This window comes from Corynebacterium sp. HMSC072A02 (genome assembly GCF_001810085.1).
Lineage (GTDB): Bacteria > Actinomycetota > Actinomycetes > Mycobacteriales > Mycobacteriaceae > Corynebacterium > Corynebacterium hesseae.
The window spans coordinates 141,369-160,989 of record NZ_KV799862.1 but is presented as its reverse complement, the minus strand read 5'-3'; the positions used below and the strand labels follow the sequence as shown (position 1 = coordinate 160,989).

Genomic DNA, 19,621 nt, shown 5'->3' with positions numbered 1-19,621 from the left:
CAAGGACATCAACGACAAGAACCAGACGGTTACCTCTGACTCCGACAAGCCTTCCGATACCCCGGATAAGGGCGACGGCAAGGACAATGATGGAGACAAGGGCAGCTCGAAGAAGGACCTGCCGTGGTGGCTGCTGCTCATCCCGGGTCTGGGCCTGATCAAGATCATCGCCGACGGTGGCCACAACGGTGGCAACGGCGGTCATGATGGTGGCAATGGTGGCCATGATGGTGGCAACAACCACGGTGAGTCCCACGACAACACCGGCCGCGATGACCGCGAGGTTACCGTCCTGGACGCAACCCCGCCGGAGGATGCTGCTAACCAGCCGCAGGACTTCGGTCAGCCGGTGCCGTCCAACACGCACCGCGTGGAGATCAAGCACGTACCTTCTGGTGCAACCCAGCTTGACCCAGGCATGCAGGACTTCATCAAGTAGTCCGCACTGCAACACCATCCCGGCCCTCACCGGCTGGGCATGGTAGGGGCAGGAAATGATTAGGACAATCCCCTCCAGGGTGAAAAACGCTGGAGGGGATTCGTCATATGATCCTTAGACTATTGTTTACATCGAAACCCCATAGCGAAGACTTTTAGAAGCTAGACGCCCATAACTAGAAGACAGTCACAAGGAGCAGAGATTATGGCTGACGAAAGCCAGCAGAACGATATTCCGGAATACCCCGCCGATTCCACGGGCGAGGCTGCCGGGGAGACAGCCGCGGGGAAGCACCGTGCCGGTGAGGAGCAGGCAGCGGGCGAATCGAAGAAGGGCAACAAGAAGCTCCTCATTGGTCTGGTGGCGCTCATTGCGATCATCTTGGTCATCGTGCAGCTGGTGATCTATGCAGGCCGCAATGGCGATGATTCCGCGGAAGACAATGCGGGGGATTCGGCGGAGACGTCGCAAAGCTCTGAGTCTGCCGCACCCACGACGAACAATGATCCCTTCGTGGATGACTCCGGTGAGCAGGATCAGGAGATTGATGCCGCACCGGGTGAGTTCCGTGGCTTTGGTGCCATGTCCCTGGGCATTAACGATGAGTTCGCCGCCGTGGACCCGATTCAGGTTACGGATACCGGCATGCTGATCCCGCCGCGCGATGTGCAGCGCTTGGGTTGGTATTCCGCCTCCGCAGTACCGGGCGAGGCTGGCCCGGTTGGCTCCAGCGTTATCACCGGCCATATCAACTACCAGGGGCAGGGAACGGGCTTTGCGGAGAAGTTCACCACCCTGGAGCAGGGCCAGGAATTCACCGTCTTTATCGACGGCGAGGAGCGCCAGTTCCGCGTGACGGAGGCACCGTACCGTCTGCCGAAGGGCTCAGGCTTCCCGGACGTGGTGAACGACGCTCAGGGAGATAACCGCCTGGTCCTCATCACCTGCGGCGGCAAGTTCGTTGGCGGCGAGTTGGGCTATGAGGACAACATCATCACCGTGGCAGAGCCGGTGGCGCCCGTGGAAGGCGGCGCTGAGGCGCCGGTCGATGGTGCTGTTGACGCGCCCGCTGAGGGTGCTGTTGAGGCGCCGGCGGCTTAGGTTGGTTGGTGAATCGCCTAAGCGGGGTGATGGCTTAGGCGGAGGCCTCCTCCAGGCGCGCGATGTGCAGCGTCAGGTAGGAGACCTCATCGGGGGTTAGAGCGCTGTCGAGGCGCAGCTCAATGAGGTTAGCTACCATTTGGGCGGTCTCGACGGCATCGGGGTAGCGCGCGGAGATGGCGGTGGCTACTTGGCGGTCGTCCGAGTCCAGCTGCTGGTGCTCCGCCATGCGCACGAAGAGGTAGCGCAGGTGCGTGATGAAGCGGGCGACGGAGATGTCCTCGCTAATGAGCTCCGTATCGATGTGCGAGCCGATAACGGCCAGGATCTGCTGGATCAGACCCGTCATGCGGTAGGTGCCGGAGAGATCCCCCACTGCGAAGCCGGCGTTGACCAAGTGCAGTGTGATGGCCACGGCTTCGTCGGGAGCCAGTGGCTTATGGAGCCCGCCGTTGATGGCCGTGAGTAGCTGCTGCGCGAGAGCAAAGTCATCGGCGTAGAGGTGGCGCACCTCGGCTTCGAGGGGATAAGACACGGCGTTGCCGCGGTTGACGGCACCGTGGATGTGGTCCGCAATCGCGACGACCAAAGTGAGCTTGCTGCGCAGCGCCTCAGACATGTCGACGGAGTGCATGGCGTCGATGACCAACTGAACGTATTCGCCGGGAATGCCGGCGATCATGGCAGCCAGGTGATCCGGGTCGCGGCCAGAATCCGGGACGAAGACCTTGACCACCTTCGCCGGGTCAACCTCAGTGCCGGGGTGAGCCTGGAAGCCGATTCCGCGGCCGGTGACGATGACGTCCTCCGCGCCGCGGCGTGCGAGCACGACGTTGTTATTGAACACTCGCAACAGTTGCACAAGGCACCTTTCTGGTTGGGGTTAAAACGACTAAAGCCGGCCACGATGGTGGTTCCATCGAGCCAGCTTAGTCAGGGTTCGTTAGAGGCGTGCTAAAGGTTCCCTAGTGGGTCCTTTAGCGGGTCGTGGTGATGACCGTATCGCCAGCGGCGGCGTGGTTCAGACCAGCCGGGGTGACGGCGGACAGCGCCTTGGTGTTGGTCACGGCCAGGACGATGGTGGTGTCGTAGCCGGCTTCGGTGACCTTGCCGAAGTCAACGGTGGCAAGCAGCTCGCCCTGCTTGACGGTGTCGCCCTTCTTGACGGCCGGGGCAAAACCTTCGCCCTTCATCTTCACGGTGTTGATGCCGATGTGGACGAGGACCTCCACGCCGTCCTCAGTCTTGATGCCGTAGGCGTGGCCGGACTTCATGGCACTCATCACGGTGCCGCTGACCGGGGCGTAGACCTCGTTGTTTTCGGGGACGATGCCCACGCCGTCGCCCAGGGTGCCGGCGGAGAAGACCGGGTCATCGATCTCAGCCATGGGGACAACCTTGCCGGTAGCCGGGGAGGCAATGTCGGTGGTGGTGCCAGCGGCGGGCGCAGCGGCCTTGGCCGGGGCGTCAGCCTTGGTGGCGGTTGCGGTGGCGGCACCGGCGCCAGCGCCGGCAGCGGCGGTTGCTGCGGGGGCGTCGGCAAGCGCGGCGTTGTCGAGCTCGGCCTTTTCGGCTGCCTCGCGGGCGGCCTTAGCCTCAGCGCGCTCCTCCGGGGTGCGGTAGTCGGTGAACAGGATGAGGAAGAAGGCCACGAAGAAGGCCACTGCAATGGCGATGGCGTACTTGGCCATCGGGGTGAAGACCGGGATGGTCAGCAGGGAGGTGAAGACGAAGGCGTCGGTAGTAATGCCGTTCGTGCCCAGGGTCAACAGGGCCACGGTCAGGCCACCAGCGAAGCAGCCCACCAGCATGCGCGGGTAAATCCTCTTGTAGCGCAGGTGGATACCGTAGAGGGAAGGCTCGGACACGCCGCCGAGCAGGCCAGCCAAGAGTGCAGAGCCGGAGGTCTGACGCATCACGGTGTCGTGGTCACGGATGGACAGTGCCAGCACGCCAGCGGTAGCGCCGAAGCAGGCGAAGTTCCATGCGCCCATCGGGCCCTGGATGAAGTCATAGCCCAAGGTTTGAATGTTGACCAGCATGAGGGCGTTGAGCGGCCAGTGCAGGCCCAGCGGGACGAGGAACGGGTAGAGCATCGGGATAGCCAGGGCGAAGACGAACGGAACGTTGTCATTCATCCAGGACAGGCCAGCGCCAATGCCGTTACCGGCCCACACACCGAACGGACCAATGAGGAAGGCCGTCAGCGGGATGACGAAGAGCAGGGTGAGGAAGGGGACGAAGACCATGTGCACCGCAGACGGGATGATCTTCTGGAAGCCCTTGTAGAAGAGCGCCGCTACGGCCGCCATGATGAGCGGGACGAAGACGTTGCCGCCGTACTCCGGCAGCTGCATGGTCATGCCGAAGATTTCGATGGAGCACTGCTCAGCGCCGAGGGTGTCGTTGGTGACGCACTGGACCGCGGGGTTCTCCGAAAGATTCAGGAACTCCGGGGTGAAGAGCGCCGCCATGATGGTGGCTGGGACCCACGGGTCGATGCGCAGCTTCTTACCAGCGTTGTAGGCCACCATCACCGGCAGGAAGTAGAACACGGAGCGCCACATGGCGTCCACGAAGAACCAGGAGGCCGGCTTGTCCGGGGAACGGAAGTCCACGACGCCGAAAGCATCCAGGACGGAGGCGAAGGCGATGATGAGGGAAGCGCCCAGCAGCACGCCCAGAATCGGGCGGAAGGAATCCGAGAGGTACTCGAAGAAGGCATCCATCCACGGCAGCTTGCCCTTGGACTTGGCACGGGCGGCGGCCTTGACATCGTCATTAGATTGGCCGCCGGACTGGTTGCGGTTCTTCATCTGCGGGAGGGCCTTGATCTCGTCATAGACCGTGGCCACGTCACCGCCGATGACAACCTGGTAGTTGCGGCCGCCCTGGGGCACGGCACCCATGACCTTGGGGATGGCCTCGAGTGTTTCCTTGTCTGCCTTGGAGGCATCAGCCAGCTCAAAGCGCAGGCGGGTGGCGCAGTGCGTGAGAGAGGTGATGTTCTCCGCCCCGCCGATGCCATCCAGGATGGCCTCGGCTGCCGAGCGAATATCAGTCGACATGAGAATCCTTTCGCGAGTTAAGGGCCTGTGAAAACCACAAAAGACCTAGGCCACAATGGTTCATAGCGAACCATCCCCACGCGGCTAAGAGTGGGGAGCCTAGGTCTTGCCCGAAGTAACAATCCTGGTTAGGAGCCTACTCCGGGGTGCTCACGGGAGACAAGTTACTGTGGGATAGCACACTTTGCTTTAGGACGAGGTGCCAGTGGCCTGGGGAGTTAATGAGGAAAAGCGTTAAGCAGGCGGCGAGCAGGGTTGTGTTCCCGTACTGTGAAAGTGTCGTAGTGTCACTGTGTGCCCCAAATTGTGATCCCGGGTACACGCCTTCTATGCAGAGAAAGGTTGGTCATGACCGCCAAGTCCTCACGCAATTCTGCCTTTATCAGCGTCATCGGGCGCGGCTTCGACGGCTTGGACGTTGCTGCTGTGGCTCAGGAACTAGGAGCCACCTTCGCCCAGGTCGATGACTTGGGAACCACGCTCAGCGAGGTTTTGGACAACGCCCCCGCGGGCAACCTGGTCCTTCAGGGCACAGGTGTTATGGACTTTGACGCCAAGGCCGCGGCCGCTCTGGGCCTGCCCTTCGTGCTGGTTTCCGATGCGCCTGACCGCGCCGCGGAGCTGGCGCTGGAGCACGCGCGCTCGGTAGGCGCCACCGTGGTGGGCGCGGTGGGCGACGTCTCCTCCGTTCCCAGTGCGATTTCCTCCCTGGAGGACATCGAGCCCTATATGTGCGCCGAGCTCTTCCAGAAGCAGCTTCTGGATCAGGCCCGCGAAAACGGGGCGCACATCGTGCTGCCGGAGGGCGAGGATGACCGCATCCTTCAGGCCGCGGGGGAGCTCATCAAGGGCAAGGTGGCGAAGCTGACGATTCTGGGTGACGGGGGCGTCGAAAAGCGCGCCCAGGAACTCGGGATCGACCTGAGCGGTGTGGAGATCATCAACCACCTCGAATCCCCGTTGGCGGAGGAATTCGCTGCGGACTTTGCGGAGCTGCGTAAGAAGAAGGGCGTGACGCTGGAGCAGGCGCGCGAGACCATGAAGGACGTGTCCTACTTCGCCACGATGATGGTGCACAAGGGCTTGGCCGATGGCATGGTCTCCGGCGCGGCGCACACCACGGCGCACACCATTAAGCCTTCCTTCCAGATCATTAAGACCAAGCCGGAGGCCTCCGTGGTCTCCTCCATCTTCCTCATGGTGATGCCGGGCCGCCTGTGGGCGTTCGGTGATTGCGCGGTGAACCCGAACCCGACCCCGGAGCAGCTCGGCGAGATCGCCATCGTGTCTGCCCAGACCGCCGCGCAGTTTGGCCTAGACCCGCGCGTGGCGCTGCTGTCCTACTCCACGGGTACCTCGGGTGCTGGCCCGGACGTGGAGAAGGTGACGCAGGCCGTCGAGGTGGCTCGCGGCATCGATTCCTCCGTGGCGGTGGATGGTCCGCTGCAGTTCGACGCTGCCTGTGACCCTGGCGTGGCCGCCAAGAAGGCGCCGGAATCTGACGTTGCGGGTAAGGCCACGGTCTTCGTCTTCCCGGACCTGGAGGCCGGCAACATTGGTTATAAGACGGCGCAGCGCACCGGTGGCGCGCTGGCGGTGGGCCCGATTCTGCAGGGCCTGAACAAGCCGGTCAATGACCTCTCGCGCGGCGCGACGGTTCCGGACATCATCAACACGGTGGCTATTACCGCTATCCAGGCAGGAGTGAAGTAGATGGCGTACGTACTCGTTCTCAACTCGGGTTCCTCCTCGGTTAAATTCCAGCTGGTGGACCCGGAAAGCTCGGCCACGGATACCCCGCTGGTCTCCGGCTTGGTGGAGCAGGTCGGTGAGCCACAGGGTGCGGTGACCGTCAAGACGGGCGGTGAGGAATACAAGGAAGAGCTGGAGATTCCCACCCACTCCTTCGGCTTGGACCGCGCGTTTAGCATCATGCACGAGCACGGTGTGGGCCCGACGGATGTCGAGGTCATCGCCGTGGGCCACCGCGTTGTGCACGGCGGGCGATTGTTCAGCGAGCCGCAGCTCATCGTGGATCAGATCGAGTCCATGATTGAGGACCTCATCCCGCTCGCGCCGCTGCACAACCCGGCCAACCTGGACGGCATCCGCGTGGCGCGCAAGCTGCTGCCGGACATCCCGCACGTGGCGGTCTTCGATACGGCCTTCTTCAACCACATGCCGCCGGCGGCCGCGCTCTATGCCATCAATAACGATGTGGCCTCGCAGTACGATATCCGCCGTTACGGCTTCCACGGAACCTCCCACGAGTTTGTCTCGCAGCAGGTGCCGAAGCTCTTGGACCGCGACCCGGGGCACGTCCACCAGATCACGCTGCACCTGGGCAACGGTGCCTCGGCGGCGGCGATTCGCAACGGCCGCCCGATCGATACCTCGATGGGCCTGACCCCGCTGGCGGGTCTGGCCATGGGCACGCGCTCGGGCGATATTGACCCGGGTATCATCTTCCACCTCTCGCGTGAGGCAGGGATGTCGATCGATGAGATCGATAACCTTCTGAATAAGCGCTCCGGTGTGAAGGGTATTGCGGGTGTCAACGATTTCCGCGTGCTGCGCGAGCGCATCAACAACGAGGACCAGGACGCCTGGCTGGCTTACAACATCTACATCCACCAGCTGCGCCGCTTCATCGGTGCGTACATGATTGCGTTGGGCCGCGTGGACGCGATTACGTTTACCGCCGGCGTGGGGGAGAACGATACCGAGGTCCGCCAGGATTCGCTGTACAACCTGGACATGTACGGCATTGACTTCGATAAGGAAGCCAACCTCGTGCGCTCGAAGGAGCCGCGCATGATTTCGACCGCGGAATCCCAGGTCAAGGTCTTCGTGGTGCCGACCAACGAGGAGCTGGCCATCGCGCAGAAGTCCGCGGGCATTGCGGCCATGGCCCGGGAAGCGGGCCTGTACTAAGTCGAGCGGCGGCTAGAACATCGTGACCGGGCGGACCTTGTTGGCCAAGTCCACCAGCGCGTAGCGGTGGCGGGCGAACGGTGCCTGGCGGGCTAATGCCCGCAGGGTATCCGCCAGGCCATAGCGCAGGCCGCGCTGGGTAAAAGGGAACTCGAAGAGATCGTTGGGGGAGGCCGCGGCGTCGAGGTCTGCCTCGCGTAGGAAGGTCAGCCCGGCGGAGATGACCGCAATCTTGATCTGCAAGAAGCGCGGCTCGTTCTGCGGAATCTCCTCCAAGCGGCGGGCGGCACGGCGGATGCGGGACTCGGAGAGATCGTGCACGATGAGCTGCAGGACCGTGGTCAAGCGGGCCATGCGGTGATGGCGCGACGCATTGGGCACCTTATCCAAGGTGGCCACGGCGAGCTCAACCTGGTGCTCGGCGCGCAGCTGGCGGGCCAGGCCGAAGGCGGAGGAGACCGTCGTCGGGTTCGTGGCCCACACGATGCCGTAGAGGCGCAGAGAGTTGAAGCGCAGGTGGGCCGGATCATCGGTGACGTGATCCCAGATGCCGGGCTGATCCTCGAAAGCATCGTTGGGCAGATCCGCCAGCGACGTAGTGAGGTTGGCGCAGGCGCGGGCGACGGAGGCGTCGATAAGCGCGGCTTCTGAAAAACCCAGCTGCTGCAGGATGAGCTCGTTGACCGCGCCGATGGCCAGCTTCGGGGCGGCCTCACCGGGCAGCACGTCGAGGACGTGGGCGAAATGGGCCTGGGCCTCGCGGTACTTATCCAGCAGCAGCTCGGTCACGCCCGAGTACCAGTGGAAGCGCCAGTCCTTGCCCAAGCGCTCCTCGATGGAGGTCAGCCACTCGCGTGCCTGGCCGATGTATCCCAGATCAATCATGGCGCGCACTACGCCGAGGGGAATCTCCGCGGACTCCTCGTACTCCGGAGTCTGCATGGCCTGGCGCAGGGTCTCCAGCGCTTCCTGCGGCTCGGTGTAGGAGGAACCCTGCAGCAGCGGGGCGCCGATATCGGAGCGGACGATGAGCGGGATGGGCAGCGCGGAGACCACCTCGGGGGCGGTGATGCGCACGGTGCGGTCGATGCCGTCGATGAGCTGGTCGGTGCGGAAGACCAGGTGCTTCGTGCCGAAGGTCGTACGCTGCGGGGAGAAGACAGAGTGCTGGGCTGGGTGCTGGATGCCGTCGCGCAGCGCGATGACCTCACGCAGCACTCCGAAGAGCTGGTTGCGCAGCTCGGACACGGACGCGAAACGCTGCTCCGGGTCCGGATCGGTAGCGCGCAACAACAGGCGGTAGAAGGAGAGGTAGCGGCGCAGCAGCGGTTCCTCGGTGGGGGAGGGCAGGCCGGGCTTGTAGACGCCATCCTCCACCGGCAGCTTCAACGTCAAGCAGGCCAGTGTGCGGCCGATGGAGTAAATATCGCTGGCCACCGAGGGGCCCTGGGTGGCGATCTCCGGGGCCTGGAAACCCTGCGTGCCATAGATGTGGCCGAAGGCGCCGATGCCAGAGACCGCGCCCAGATCGATGAGCTTGACCTGGTCTTCGGTGACGATGATGTTGGAGGGCTTCAAGTCGTTGTAGACCACGCCGCGGGCGTGCAGGTAGTCCAAGGCGGGGAGGATTTCCAGGATGTAAGCAATCGCGGTGTCGACCGGGAAGCGGTCATTGACCTGGTCGTTGCGGCGCTGCTTGAGCGAGGGGCCGCCCACGTATTCCATGACGATGAAGCCGCCGGGCACGCGGGGGTCATCGATGAAGTTGAAAATCTTCACGATATTCGGGTGCGTGATGTCCGCGAGGAACTCGCGCTCCGCCTCCGCTGTGGCGGTCTCCTCCGCGGAATTGGTGGATTGCATGCCCTTGAGCACCACGATGCGCCCGGAGACGAAGTGGTCATTGGCCAGGTAGATCCACCCCAACCCGCCATGCGCGAGCACGCCGAGGATCTCATATTGGCCGGCTACCATGTCGCCCGGCTTGAGCTGCGGCGGTGCGGCGCGGGGCGCATCCTTCGGATCGATGAGCGCCTCGCTGGGATCTACCGGGACCACGAAGGGCAAGGTGGCCATGCCATCGGCCACCTCACGGTCGGTGCGCTTGGTGGCGCGGCGCTGGCGGAAGGTATCGAGCGCGCGGCGTCGCGAGGCCCGCGAGGGGTCCTCTGCTTTGCGACGATCACGCAGCTGCCCCAGCTCCTCGATGAGTGCCGCGATGTTATCCGAATCGACGTATTCGCCGTCGTCGGGTTTGCCCGTCGCGGTGCCGTGCGTGCCGGGCTGACCGGAAGGGGATAGGACGGCGCCGGTGGCAGTGGGGTCATCTTCCTCGTAGTCATCGGCGAAAGGATCGAAAGGTACGGCCGCGGTGCGGTCGGAGGCATCCGTGTTGTCGGCGCCGGAAGCCGTTGTTCCCGGATCACCTGGTTCCGCAGGCGAGGTGGTGAGGTGGTGGTCCTCCGAAAAATCGTCCTCCTCATCGGCGAAGGGATCGAAGCGCACGGCCTGGGTGGCGTCAGCAGCAGCTTCGGGCTCCACGGCTCCGGGATCTGTGGCTTCGGGCTGCGCAGTCTCGTGCTCTTCGGGCGTGAGGTGGTCGAGCTCATCCTCGCTGAAGCGGTGCGACATTAGTGCCCCTCCTTCTTCTCACCGGGCTGATTGCTGGTTGGGGAACTCGATTGCGATTCGGTCGCAGGCGGGGACTCGTCGAGGTACTTCGGCGCCGGGAGTACGGGCTGATCCATGTAATCCCCGAGCCACTCGTTAAAGAGCTGCTGCCAGGTTCCGTCTTTGCGGATGCGCTCCAGCGTGGAGTTGACCTGGCGGATGAGCGGGCGCGAGTCATAAGAGCCATCGGGCTTGCGCACGGCCACGCCGTAGCTTTGGCTTTCGAGGGGATCGCCGACGATCTCCGTGTAGCGATCCTGGGCCAGCATCCCGGAGAGCAGGGCATCATCCACCACGATGCCGTCCGTTTGCCCCAGCTGCAGCGCCATGAGGCAATCGCCCCAGGCGCGGGTCTCCAAGATGTCGGAGGTGGCCGCGTGCTTGCGTATCGCGTCCACCATGGTGGAACCCTTCGTCGCGCACAAGGTCAACCCGGCGGTATCCGCGATGGAGTGAATGCCGGAGTTCTTCAGCACCAGCAAGCGGGCATCCGTTTGCATATAGGGAATGGAGAAGGCGACTTCGCGCTGGCGTGTGGGGCTGATCGTCATGGTGCGGATGACGATGTCCACCGTGCGGTCGTTGAGGGCACGCGCGCGCTCGGAAGCTTCCACGAAGCGGAAGTCCACCTTGTTGGGATCCCCAAAGATATCGCGTGCAATTTCGCGGGCGATGTCGACCTCGAAGCCGCGGACCTCGCCGGTGGCGGTATCGCGGTAGCTGAGCAGGTTATTGGAGCGGTCCACGCCCACGATGAGCCGGCCGCGCTCCAGGATCTCGGGCACGCGCTCCTTCGGCGTCTTATCGTCCGGGCGGTAGGAGCCGTAGGCTTCGGCATCGCTTTGCTTGGACACCTCACCGCTGCCGGCGGGCTCGATGATGGCATCCTCCGGTAGCGGCGGGCCCGGCGTGGAATCGAGGTTCGCGGTAGACGGCAGGATGGGATCCGGCGCGCTGGGCGGCTCCGGCTCGCAAGCGCTGAGTGCCACGGCGCTGCTGAGCACGAGCAGGGCCGCGGTCCAGGCTGGGCGTTTCGTGGTAGGGCGGCGCATCACAGGTACTCCTGCAGACGGGGACGGATTCCCAACCACACGGCGATAATCGCGCCGAAGGTAGCCAGGAGCACGCCAGTGGACACCATTGTCATGGCGTTGAGCCCCTGGACCAGGTAGGTGCGCATGGCGTCGCGGGCCTGGTCAATGAGCGCGGCCAAGGAATTATCCACGGCGTTGAAAGCACTGGCGGCGGTGGGGTCACCGTCCGGATCGATGGCGGTGGCCTGGTACAGCGCGGCATCGTAGTCACCCATGGAGAGATCCTCCATGAAGTTCTCGTGCGTAGTCGTCCAATCTTCCACTGCCTGCTTCGCGCGGGGAATCAGGGTGGGATCGGAGGAGGGGAAGTCGTCGTCGACAAGCGCCTGCTCATAGTCCCGCAGAGCCTGGTTGACGGAGTACACCGTGGAATTAAAGTGCACGGACATGTCCTGCTGGGAGGAGCGCAGAACCAAGGCGAGAGTCTCCGAGGTGCGCATCTGCTGGGCCTCGATGCGGGAGGCGGTCAGCGAGTCCCAGGGGCGCGATACCGTCTCGAAACCCTGGTGGCCCGAGGCCCACGTGGCGAAGTTGGAGGCGGAGGCCCACACCAGCGCCAGGAACAACAGCCCCGTGGCCACCACGAAACCGCGGTTGAAGCGGCGGCGGGTCAGCCGCCATAGCCACCACTGCGCCAGGCCGAGGAAGATGAGCGCGGCGACCAGACCAGATAGTGGCACCCACTGCGGGCGGGTCAGGCGCTGCTGCTGTTGGCTCACCTTTTCCGACGTCAAGGTGAACAGCTCCGCGGCGGCGGGGAGGATCTGGGTCCGCATGAGCGCCGAGGCGTTCGACATATAGGAATTCGCCACGGCGTGGCCCGCGCGGTGATTGACGCGGGCCTTTTCCACGAGCGCGGTATACACCGGCAGCTTGCGTTGGATAAACGTGACGAGCTCGCGCACGCGCTCATCCTCCGCGGAGGTGCCCACGATGGCCTCCGTGGCGGCGACGGAGGCGGCATCGATGGCCTCGTTATAGCGGTTGCGGTTCACCTCCGGCTCCACACCCGCCTGCACGAAGCCGGTGGTGGCCACGGTATCCGCCAGGGATAGGTTGGTGTAGAGGTGGTGCGCCGCATTCGACATCGGCTCGGTGGAGGTCAGCAAGGTATCCAGGTCATCGTGCCGGGCGGCTGAGGAAGAGGACATAGAAAAGCCGGCTGCCGCGAGCGCGACGGTGAGGATGACGGTGACCGTAAAAAGCTTGCCGGGCGTGGTGGCCGCGAAGCCATAGAGGCGCCGGATGACGCGCGCGGGGCCGGCGAAGGAGCTCATGGCCAGCTGCGTCGGGCGGCCAAATGCCGGGCTGGCGGGCTCGGTGACTTCATCGAGCCAGTGATCGCCCCATGATTCGGGGGAGTGCTCGCGCAGTTCGGTGGCCGGGCCGGTCATTCCCTAAGGATAGCGCCCTCGACCGCGTCGCGCGATGATTTGGGGCAGGGTGGCGCGGGCTGCTTCTGACGTATCGTGGAAGGCATGTGTACACGCGTAAACCCAGAACTCTCCGGTGATGGCTGGTCTAAGGGGCCGGGCGGGGTGCCGGTATGGGGCAAGTTTGGAGCTGCTGGCCTTTTCTTGGTGGCGGGGGATGAGGTGTTGCTCCAGCACCGCGCCACGTGGACGAATAATGGCGGGACCTGGGGAATCCCGGGCGGGGCGCGGGATAAGCCGGAGTCCCCGGAGCAGGCAGCGCTGAGGGAGACGGCGGAGGAAACCGGAATCTCGGCCTCGGACGTCGAGGTGCTGGATGCGCTGGCCACCTCCGGGCCTTTCGAGGAAGGCTGGACCTATACCACGGTGTTGGCGCGGACTGTCTCGGGCCAGCGGCTGGAGACAACCGCCAATGCGGAGTCCGCCGAGCTGCGCTGGGTGCCGTTTAACCAGGTAGAAGAGCTAGAGCTCTTGGCTCCCTTCCGGGAAGCGCTGCCGCGTTTGCTGGAGCGCTGGGAGGAAATCAGCAGCTGATACAGGCGCGCGGCGGGAACCTGTGGCACGCTGTAGGACATGATTGAAGTAGCCGGACTGACCAAACAGTACAAGTCTGTCCGCGCCGTCGATGACCTCACCTTCCAGGTGAAGCCGGGACAAGTGACCGGCTTTCTGGGACCAAACGGCGCTGGAAAATCAACGACGATGCGCATGATTCTGGGTTTGGACAAGCCCACCGCTGGCACTGCTCTGGTGCACGGCAAGCCCTACCGCGAGCTGAAGAACCCGCTGCGCGAGGTGGGCGCGCTTCTCGACGCCAAAGCCGTCCACGCCAACCGCACCGCCGCCAACCACCTGACGTGGATGGCGCAGGCTAATGGCATTCCTACTTCCCGCGTCGACGAGGTGCTGGGTCTTGTGGGCTTGGCCGATGTTGCGGGCAAGAAGGCCGGTGGCTTCTCCCTCGGTATGGGCCAGCGCCTCGGCCTGGCGGCCGCCCTGTTGGGGGATCCGGGCGTGCTGATCCTGGATGAGCCGGTCAACGGCCTAGACCCAGAAGGTATTCGCTGGGTGCGCTCGCTCGTGCGGGCGCTGGCGGCGGAGGGCCGCACGGTGCTCATCTCCTCGCACCTGCTGGCGGAGATGGCGCAAACCGCGGACCACCTCGTGGTGATTGGCCGCGGCAGGCTCTTGGCTAATCAGCGCACCTATGATTTTGTCAAGGAAAACTCCAGTGCCTCGGTTATCGTGCGCTCGGAGCACCTGCGCGAGTTCGGCTCGGCACTGAAGGAGGCCGGCATCCCGTATAGCGAGTCGGTCGATGAGGAGCAGCGCCGCACCTTGGTTATTCCGAACCAAACCACGGATTACGTGGGTCAGCTGGCTTATTCCACGGGTGTGCCGCTGACGGAATTGACGCTCCACCGCGCCTCGCTGGAAGAGGCCTACGTGACTATGACGGAACGCGCGGTGCAGTACCAGGCGGCGGCACCGAAGGAAGGGGTACAGCGCTAATGTTTTTCAACACTGTGCATGCGGAGTGGACGAAGCTGCGCACGACGAAGTCCTTTTGGTGGACCACGGCCCTCATCATTCTCATCGTGACGGGCTGGACACTGCTGAACTCGCTGAACGCGGGCGAGGCGGTGCTGGGCATTAGCCCGCTGCAGGAGCGGGCCTTGGCCTCCATCCTCTTGCTCATGGGCATGCCGATCATAATGATCCAGGGCGCGATGGTGGTGACCACGGAATACCGCTATAAGACGCAATCCTTGACCTTCATGACCAACCCGAAGCGCTGGACAGTGGCCTGCGCCAAGCTGCTGCTCTACGGCGTCATCGCGGCCATTATTGCTTTCTTGAGCCTGGTGTACATCTTCGCGTTGGCGGATATGACGACGAATGAATCGGCGGCGGAGGCTTTCCAGCCCTTTGCCAGCGAGGACGGCAAATACATGCTGTGGTCCTTCCCGCTCGCGGCCTTCGGCGTGGTTGCCTTCGTGCAGGGCCTGGGCATGCTGTTGCGGCAGACCGCCGGCACGGTGGCGATTTCCCTCATCTTGTACTTGGGGTTGGAAAACATCGTGCGTGTGCTGCCGACGGTGGGCGATAAGGCCATTCACTTCATGCCCTTTACTGCCTTCCAGAACTGGGCGGTGAACTATGTAGATGAGAACGCGCCGTGGTCATCGGTAGGATTTGAGGCCCTCGTCTTCTTCGGTTGGGCCGCGGTGCTGTGGATTTTCGGCGTCATTGTGCTGGAGCAGCGCGACGCGTGATTCCTTTTCCACTCCTGGCTACATTGGCGCTGTTGTCCGCAACAGCGCCTTTTGCCACTGATATGTACTTGCCGGTGATGCCGGAGATCCTCGCCGATCTGGGCACCACCCGGGCGATGGTCCAGCTGACCATCTCAGGCTTCTTCATCGGCATGGGCGTGGGACAGCTGGTGATGGGCCCGCTTTCCGACGCCATCGGGCGCAAACGCCTCCTCATCGCCGGTGCCTGCCTCGCGCTAGTGGCCTCCGTGTTGGCGGCGCTGGCTCCGACCGCCACCGTGCTCGTGGCCGCCCGCGTGCTGCAGGGCCTCGGCGGCGGCGCGTGCGTGGTACTGGCCCGCGCGGTGGTACCTGACCTCGTGCACGGCGCGGCTGCCGCGAAGGCGTATTCGCTGCTCATGGCGCTGCAGGGCATCGCGCCGGCGGTGGCCCCAGTGCTCGGCGGTGTTCTGGCGGAGCCGCTGGGCTGGCGCGGCATCTTTTGGGTGCTCGCCGGGCTGCATGCGGTGCAGTTGGTGCTGGCGATTGCCATCGTTCCGGAAACCGCGGGTGGGCGCTCCCGCGCCGGGCTGTTCCGCACGGTGGCGGGCAACTACTGGGCGGTCCTGACCAATGCCCGGGTGTGGGGCTACCTGGTGACCATGGCCTTCGGTTTCTGCTCGATGTTCTGCTACATCGCGGCCTCGGCCTTCGTGGTGCAAGACCAGTGGGGCTTTTCGCCGCTGGGCTATTCGCTGGTTTTCGGCATCAACTCCGTGGGCCTCTTTATGGCCACGCTGGTGAATTCGCGGGCGATGGATTCGGTCTCCCCGGCGGTCATGCTGCGCATCGGTGTTTGCGGCGTTCTTGCGTGTGGGGTGCTCTTGCTGCTGTCGGTGCTGTTCGGCGCCCCGGTGTGGGTGTGCCTCGTCGTGCTCTTTGCGTGTGTGGCGCCGACCGGCTTCATCATGGGCAACGCCACCGCGCTGGCGACGGGCCTCATGCGCCCGCGCGCGGGCAGCGTCTCCGCGATTATGGGCTTTGGCCAGTCCTTGCTAGCCAGCGCCATCAGCCCGCTCATGGGATGGGGCTCAAATGCGGCGCTGACGATGGCCATCGGCATGGTGTGCTGCAGCTTCATCTCGCTGTGCGGCCTTGTGGCGTCCACGCGGCTGGCCCGCGGCGCTGCGTGAAGTTCAACAGATGTGCACAACGCATAGAGCGTTAATGCGTATTATTGGCCGCATGGCTACCCCACGTCTCGCCGAGCTTCGCCTGAGCAAGTTCAAGTCTTTCCATGATGCTGTATTGACTCTGCATCCAGTCACCTTTCTGACTGGCTTAAACAGTTCCGGAAAGTCGAATGCTTTGGATGGGCTGGAGGTTTTGTCCCGCTTGGCATCGGGGGCAGAACTAGGAGACGCACTTGATGGGCGCATGACCCAAACCGGCCCAATCCGAGGTGGCTCTCGTGGTTGCGCCCCGCATGGTACCGAGAGCTTTGAACTGGGCTGTACCGTTGAATCTGGGAGAGATACGTACCGCTATGACGTCGAGGTTCAGGTGTATCCGGAGTTGCGTGTTGTCAAAGAAAGCCTCATCGGTACCGGATATTCCGTAAAGAGCGGCACCCGCACTAGCGATGCAGAGTTGTTTAAGACCCAGCCGGCAGCAGACAACCGAGCTGGGATCTACACGTTAATTTTTAGCGGAAAGCGTGGGGCAAACCCCACCACACTTCTGCGTGATTCTCGCCTTATTTTGGGACAGATTAAGGCGGTGCTAGCGGGAAAGAACCGTGCGGAGAATTCGGTGTTGAAAGGGGCGTCGATTGTGTCCATGGCGCTTCGATCAGTGTTTCACCTCGATCCAGTCCCCAGCCTTATGCGGGATTACGTCCCAAGGAAGAGCACGCAGCTGAAGCGTAGCGGTGAGAACCTCTCGGCGGTGCTGTGGCAGCTGCAAAAGGATTCCCCCAAGACTTTCCAAGAGTTAGGACAGCTGGCCGCTTATGTGACTGGAGTGGATTCCACACTGGACTTCATTGACTCCCCGTTGGACGAAGTCATGCTAACCCTCGTGGAACACTTCGAGGATGGAAAGCAGGAAAGAACGCCTGCTCGTGAAATGAGTGATGGCCTCCTCCGGTTCCTCGCAATTGCAACGGCGCTCAAAACAGCGCCCAAGGACTTGGATATCGAGCAGCCTCTTGAACTTGGTGATGACGTAGAGAACCCAGTAGCTCAAATTGTCGTCGAAGAAATGGAAAACGGGCTTCACCCTTCGCAGGCACAAAGAGTTATGCAGATGCTTAGCGAATCCGCACGCAAACATGACTCGCAGGTTCTTGTCACGACCCACAGTCCTGCCATCTTGGACCAAATTTCTGGCGAGAAGAATAGTCAGGTAGCAGTGTGCTACCGGGATAGCGGAACCGGGCAAAGCGAGCTCTCGCCTTTGGTGGAGTTACCGGATTTTGTGGAATCCATTTCCAAGCACAGCTTGGGTGCTGCGGTCACCGCTGGTGAATTAGTCGATGACACCGAAACGCAGACTAGTTTCGAGAACATGAATCGACTCTTTGGGATCAGCTGATGCGCGTTTACTTCATCGATACCTCTGTGTTGGATAACCTGCTTGCGATTCCTCACAAATGCCAAGCTAAGGAGCAATCCAAGATCGATTTTGCGGAACGCCAAAGCGAGAACGCGAAGTTCATCCTGCCGATTACCGCGGTAATTGAAACCGGAAATCACATTGCGCAGCTTCCGCAGGGCGACGTGAGACGCAATATTGCGGAAAAATTTTCCCAGATGCTCGAGTTGACCGCCCATCAACAATCCCCATGGATCCTGCATGACTTTCAGTGGAACAAGGAGTTCATCACCGAGCTCGTCTCACGACATCGTGCGGGTCTATCAATGGTGGATATGATGACTCAGCAGATTGGTGGCGGCGATCTTTGTATTCTGACTGAGCGCGAGTTGTATAAGCGCGCTACCGGAATTACCGCAGAAGTGTGGACGTACGATGCCGCTCTGAGTGCATATTCTGGGTAGTAAACGTCCTAACGTTGGTGAGGCAGTGCGAGCTCTTGCCATCCATCAGAGATGGTTCTAGTCAGCCCTACCGCAGCAAGGTGCGGGCCCACATGTGCTTGTTACTGCAGGGCGGAGGTCAGGCGCATGACGTTGTCCACGTAGCGGCGCAGCAGGCCGCGCTCGTTCCACTCCTCGAGGGTGAGCTCGTGGCAGACCTTCTTGTAATTCCTGGCCAGCTGGGTGAAATCCTCGATGAGGTCTCCCTTGGCCACCAGCATCGTTGATTCATAGTTGAGGCCGAAGGAACGCATGTCCATGTTGGAGGAACCAAACATGCACAGTGGGTCGCGCTCCGGAAGATTCGGGTCCGCCAGGATGAACTTGGAGTGCAGCACGAAGGGCTCGGGGAATTGGAAGATCCGCACGCCAGCCTCCAAAAGTGCTTGGTAGTAGGAGGACTGCGCGTGGTTGACCATGAACTGGTCCGCCTTCGCTGAAACCAAGAGCTCCACCTCGACGTCGCGGTAGCACGCGGTGGTGACCGCTTCCAAGAGGGACTCGTCCGGAATGAAGTAGGGCGAGCAAAGGATGAGCTTCTCCTTCGCGTGGTGCACCACCGAGTTGAACATGCGCAGGTTAGGTTCCGTGGTGTAGCCGGGACCAGAGGGGACCAACTGGAGGTGGTTGGAGTCCGCCGTCATAGCGTCGTCATAGGGCTGCATGTCCAAGGACAGCTGTTCCTCCGATTCCAGGTACCAATCCACCGCGAACACCGAGGCCAAGGACGTCACCACAGGGCCGGTCATCTCGACCATGTAGTCGATCCATGCGCGGTCCTTCGTCTTGTATTCGCGCTTGATCATGTTCATCGAGCCCAAGAAACCCGTGTGGCCGTCAATGACCACGATCTTGCGGTGATTGCGCAGGTCCGGGCGGCGGAAGCGGCCCTTGTGCAGCTGCAGCGGAAGCATGAGCCGCCAATCGACGTCAATCTCGGTAAGGCGCTTGCCCAGCGTGAAGTAACCCTTGTATTTCAGGCTGCCAATCTGATCCAGCAGCAGCTTGACCTCCACGCCGCGCTGGCGGGCGCGCGCGAGGGATTGGAAGAAGACATCGGTCACCTCATCCCAGGACTGGATGTAGATTTCAATGAGCACGTATTTCTCAGCGCGGTCCACCGCACGGGCCATGGCCAGGATGGCCTCCTCATAGGAAGCGTGCAAGCCCTTGTTATGCCCAATCAGAGCCGGGTGCCCGGTGAGGTTGCGGTTGAGCTGGATGAGGGATTCCACCTCCGGGGAGAGGCGCCCGGAGGGGTGGTTGGGGGTGGAGGCGGTGACGTCGTTAAGCAGTGCGTTGGCCTCTTGCTGGATGCGGTGGCGCCGGCGGTTGATATAGGGCGAGCCCATGAGCAAGAACAGGGGCAGGCCTACGATAGGCAGCACCAGAATGGCCAGCAGCCAAGCGGTGGAGCTAGACGGGCGGCGGCCTTCGGGGACCACGCCGATGGCGATGATTTTGATGCCGTAGTCAATGATCAGCAGCACAAGCTGCCAGACGGAGAGATCGATGTTGAGGTTCATGGC

Annotated in this window: 16 protein-coding genes; 10 read left to right on the top strand and 6 right to left on the bottom strand. The window is 62.6% G+C overall.

Annotated features, from left to right (window positions below; genetic code table 11):
* The coding region (locus HMPREF2698_RS13455) for a hypothetical protein (protein WP_371325937.1) at positions 1-439 on the top strand (439 nt) is incomplete at its 5' end.
* 204 nt (positions 440-643) lie between these two features.
* Positions 644-1,540, top strand: a complete 897-nt coding sequence (locus HMPREF2698_RS10020; protein ID WP_070564214.1) for a class F sortase — start codon at positions 644-646, stop codon at positions 1,538-1,540.
* Positions 1,541-1,574: 34 nt separating this feature from the next.
* Here the strand turns inward: HMPREF2698_RS10020 and HMPREF2698_RS10015 are convergent, their stop codons facing one another.
* Both HMPREF2698_RS10015 and HMPREF2698_RS10010 read right to left on the bottom strand, forming a co-directional pair.
* Complete coding sequence (locus HMPREF2698_RS10015; protein WP_070564211.1) at positions 1,575-2,402, bottom strand: PRD domain-containing protein; 828 nt, start codon at positions 2,400-2,402, stop codon at positions 1,575-1,577.
* A 115-nt stretch (positions 2,403-2,517) separates the two neighbouring features.
* The gene (locus tag HMPREF2698_RS10010; RefSeq protein WP_070564208.1) at positions 2,518-4,608 is read right to left on the bottom strand and encodes a glucose PTS transporter subunit IIA; all 2,091 of its coding nucleotides are present in this window, start codon (positions 4,606-4,608) and stop codon (positions 2,518-2,520) included.
* Between the two features lie 348 nt (positions 4,609-4,956).
* Here HMPREF2698_RS10010 and pta point away from each other — a divergent pair, with 348 nt between their 5' ends.
* Complete coding sequence (gene pta / locus HMPREF2698_RS10005; protein ID WP_070564205.1) at positions 4,957-6,321, top strand: phosphate acetyltransferase; 1,365 nt, start codon at positions 4,957-4,959, stop codon at positions 6,319-6,321.
* Entirely contained in the window at positions 6,322-7,542 is a 1,221-nt protein-coding gene (locus HMPREF2698_RS10000; RefSeq protein WP_070564202.1) for an acetate kinase, read from the top strand.
* Between the two features lie 12 nt (positions 7,543-7,554).
* On the opposite strand, the gene HMPREF2698_RS09995 is transcribed toward HMPREF2698_RS10000, so the two are convergent.
* Genes HMPREF2698_RS09995 through HMPREF2698_RS09985 form a run of 3 tightly spaced genes read right to left on the bottom strand, consistent with a single transcriptional unit; the run spans position 7,555 to position 12,700 of the window.
* A complete protein-coding gene (locus HMPREF2698_RS09995; RefSeq protein ID WP_070564199.1) occupies positions 7,555-10,173 on the bottom strand; it encodes a tetratricopeptide repeat protein in 2,619 nt (872 codons plus the stop codon).
* Complete coding sequence (locus HMPREF2698_RS09990; RefSeq protein WP_070564196.1) at positions 10,173-11,264, bottom strand: glutamate ABC transporter substrate-binding protein; 1,092 nt, start codon at positions 11,262-11,264, stop codon at positions 10,173-10,175. The genes HMPREF2698_RS09995 and HMPREF2698_RS09990 overlap by 1 nt, the downstream gene beginning before the upstream one ends.
* Entirely contained in the window at positions 11,264-12,700 is a 1,437-nt protein-coding gene (locus HMPREF2698_RS09985) for a hypothetical protein (RefSeq protein WP_070564192.1), read from the bottom strand. The genes HMPREF2698_RS09990 and HMPREF2698_RS09985 overlap by 1 nt, the downstream gene beginning before the upstream one ends.
* Before the next feature lie 84 nt (positions 12,701-12,784).
* Here HMPREF2698_RS09985 and HMPREF2698_RS09980 point away from each other — a divergent pair, with 84 nt between their 5' ends.
* Genes HMPREF2698_RS09980 through HMPREF2698_RS09955 form a run of 6 tightly spaced genes read left to right on the top strand, consistent with a single transcriptional unit; the run spans position 12,785 to position 18,053 of the window.
* Positions 12,785-13,273 carry an NUDIX domain-containing protein gene (locus tag HMPREF2698_RS09980; RefSeq protein WP_070564189.1) on the top strand — a complete coding sequence of 163 codons (489 nt, stop codon included), beginning with the start codon at positions 12,785-12,787 and terminating at the stop codon, positions 13,271-13,273.
* Between the two features lie 39 nt (positions 13,274-13,312).
* Positions 13,313-14,251, top strand: coding sequence for an ABC transporter ATP-binding protein (locus HMPREF2698_RS09975; RefSeq protein ID WP_070564186.1), 939 nt, complete (start codon positions 13,313-13,315; stop codon positions 14,249-14,251).
* Positions 14,251-15,015 (top strand): ABC transporter permease, encoded by a 765-nt coding sequence (locus tag HMPREF2698_RS09970; protein ID WP_070564185.1) that lies wholly within the window; start codon positions 14,251-14,253, stop codon positions 15,013-15,015. Before HMPREF2698_RS09975 ends, HMPREF2698_RS09970 begins: the two co-directional genes overlap by 1 nt.
* Complete coding sequence (locus HMPREF2698_RS09965; protein WP_070564181.1) at positions 15,012-16,187, top strand: multidrug effflux MFS transporter; 1,176 nt, start codon at positions 15,012-15,014, stop codon at positions 16,185-16,187. The genes HMPREF2698_RS09970 and HMPREF2698_RS09965 overlap by 4 nt, the downstream gene beginning before the upstream one ends.
* A gap of 52 nt (positions 16,188-16,239) precedes the next feature.
* Positions 16,240-17,589, top strand: a complete 1,350-nt coding sequence (locus tag HMPREF2698_RS09960; RefSeq protein WP_070564233.1) for an AAA family ATPase — start codon at positions 16,240-16,242, stop codon at positions 17,587-17,589.
* On the top strand, positions 17,589-18,053 hold the full coding sequence (locus HMPREF2698_RS09955; RefSeq protein ID WP_070564178.1) for a hypothetical protein: 465 nt from the start codon (positions 17,589-17,591) through the stop codon (positions 18,051-18,053). The genes HMPREF2698_RS09960 and HMPREF2698_RS09955 overlap by 1 nt, the downstream gene beginning before the upstream one ends.
* 101 nt (positions 18,054-18,154) lie before the next feature.
* Here the strand turns inward: HMPREF2698_RS09955 and cls are convergent, their stop codons facing one another.
* Positions 18,155-19,618, bottom strand: a complete 1,464-nt coding sequence (cls, locus tag HMPREF2698_RS09950; protein WP_070564175.1) for a cardiolipin synthase — start codon at positions 19,616-19,618, stop codon at positions 18,155-18,157.
* Positions 19,619-19,621 lie beyond the last annotated feature (3 nt).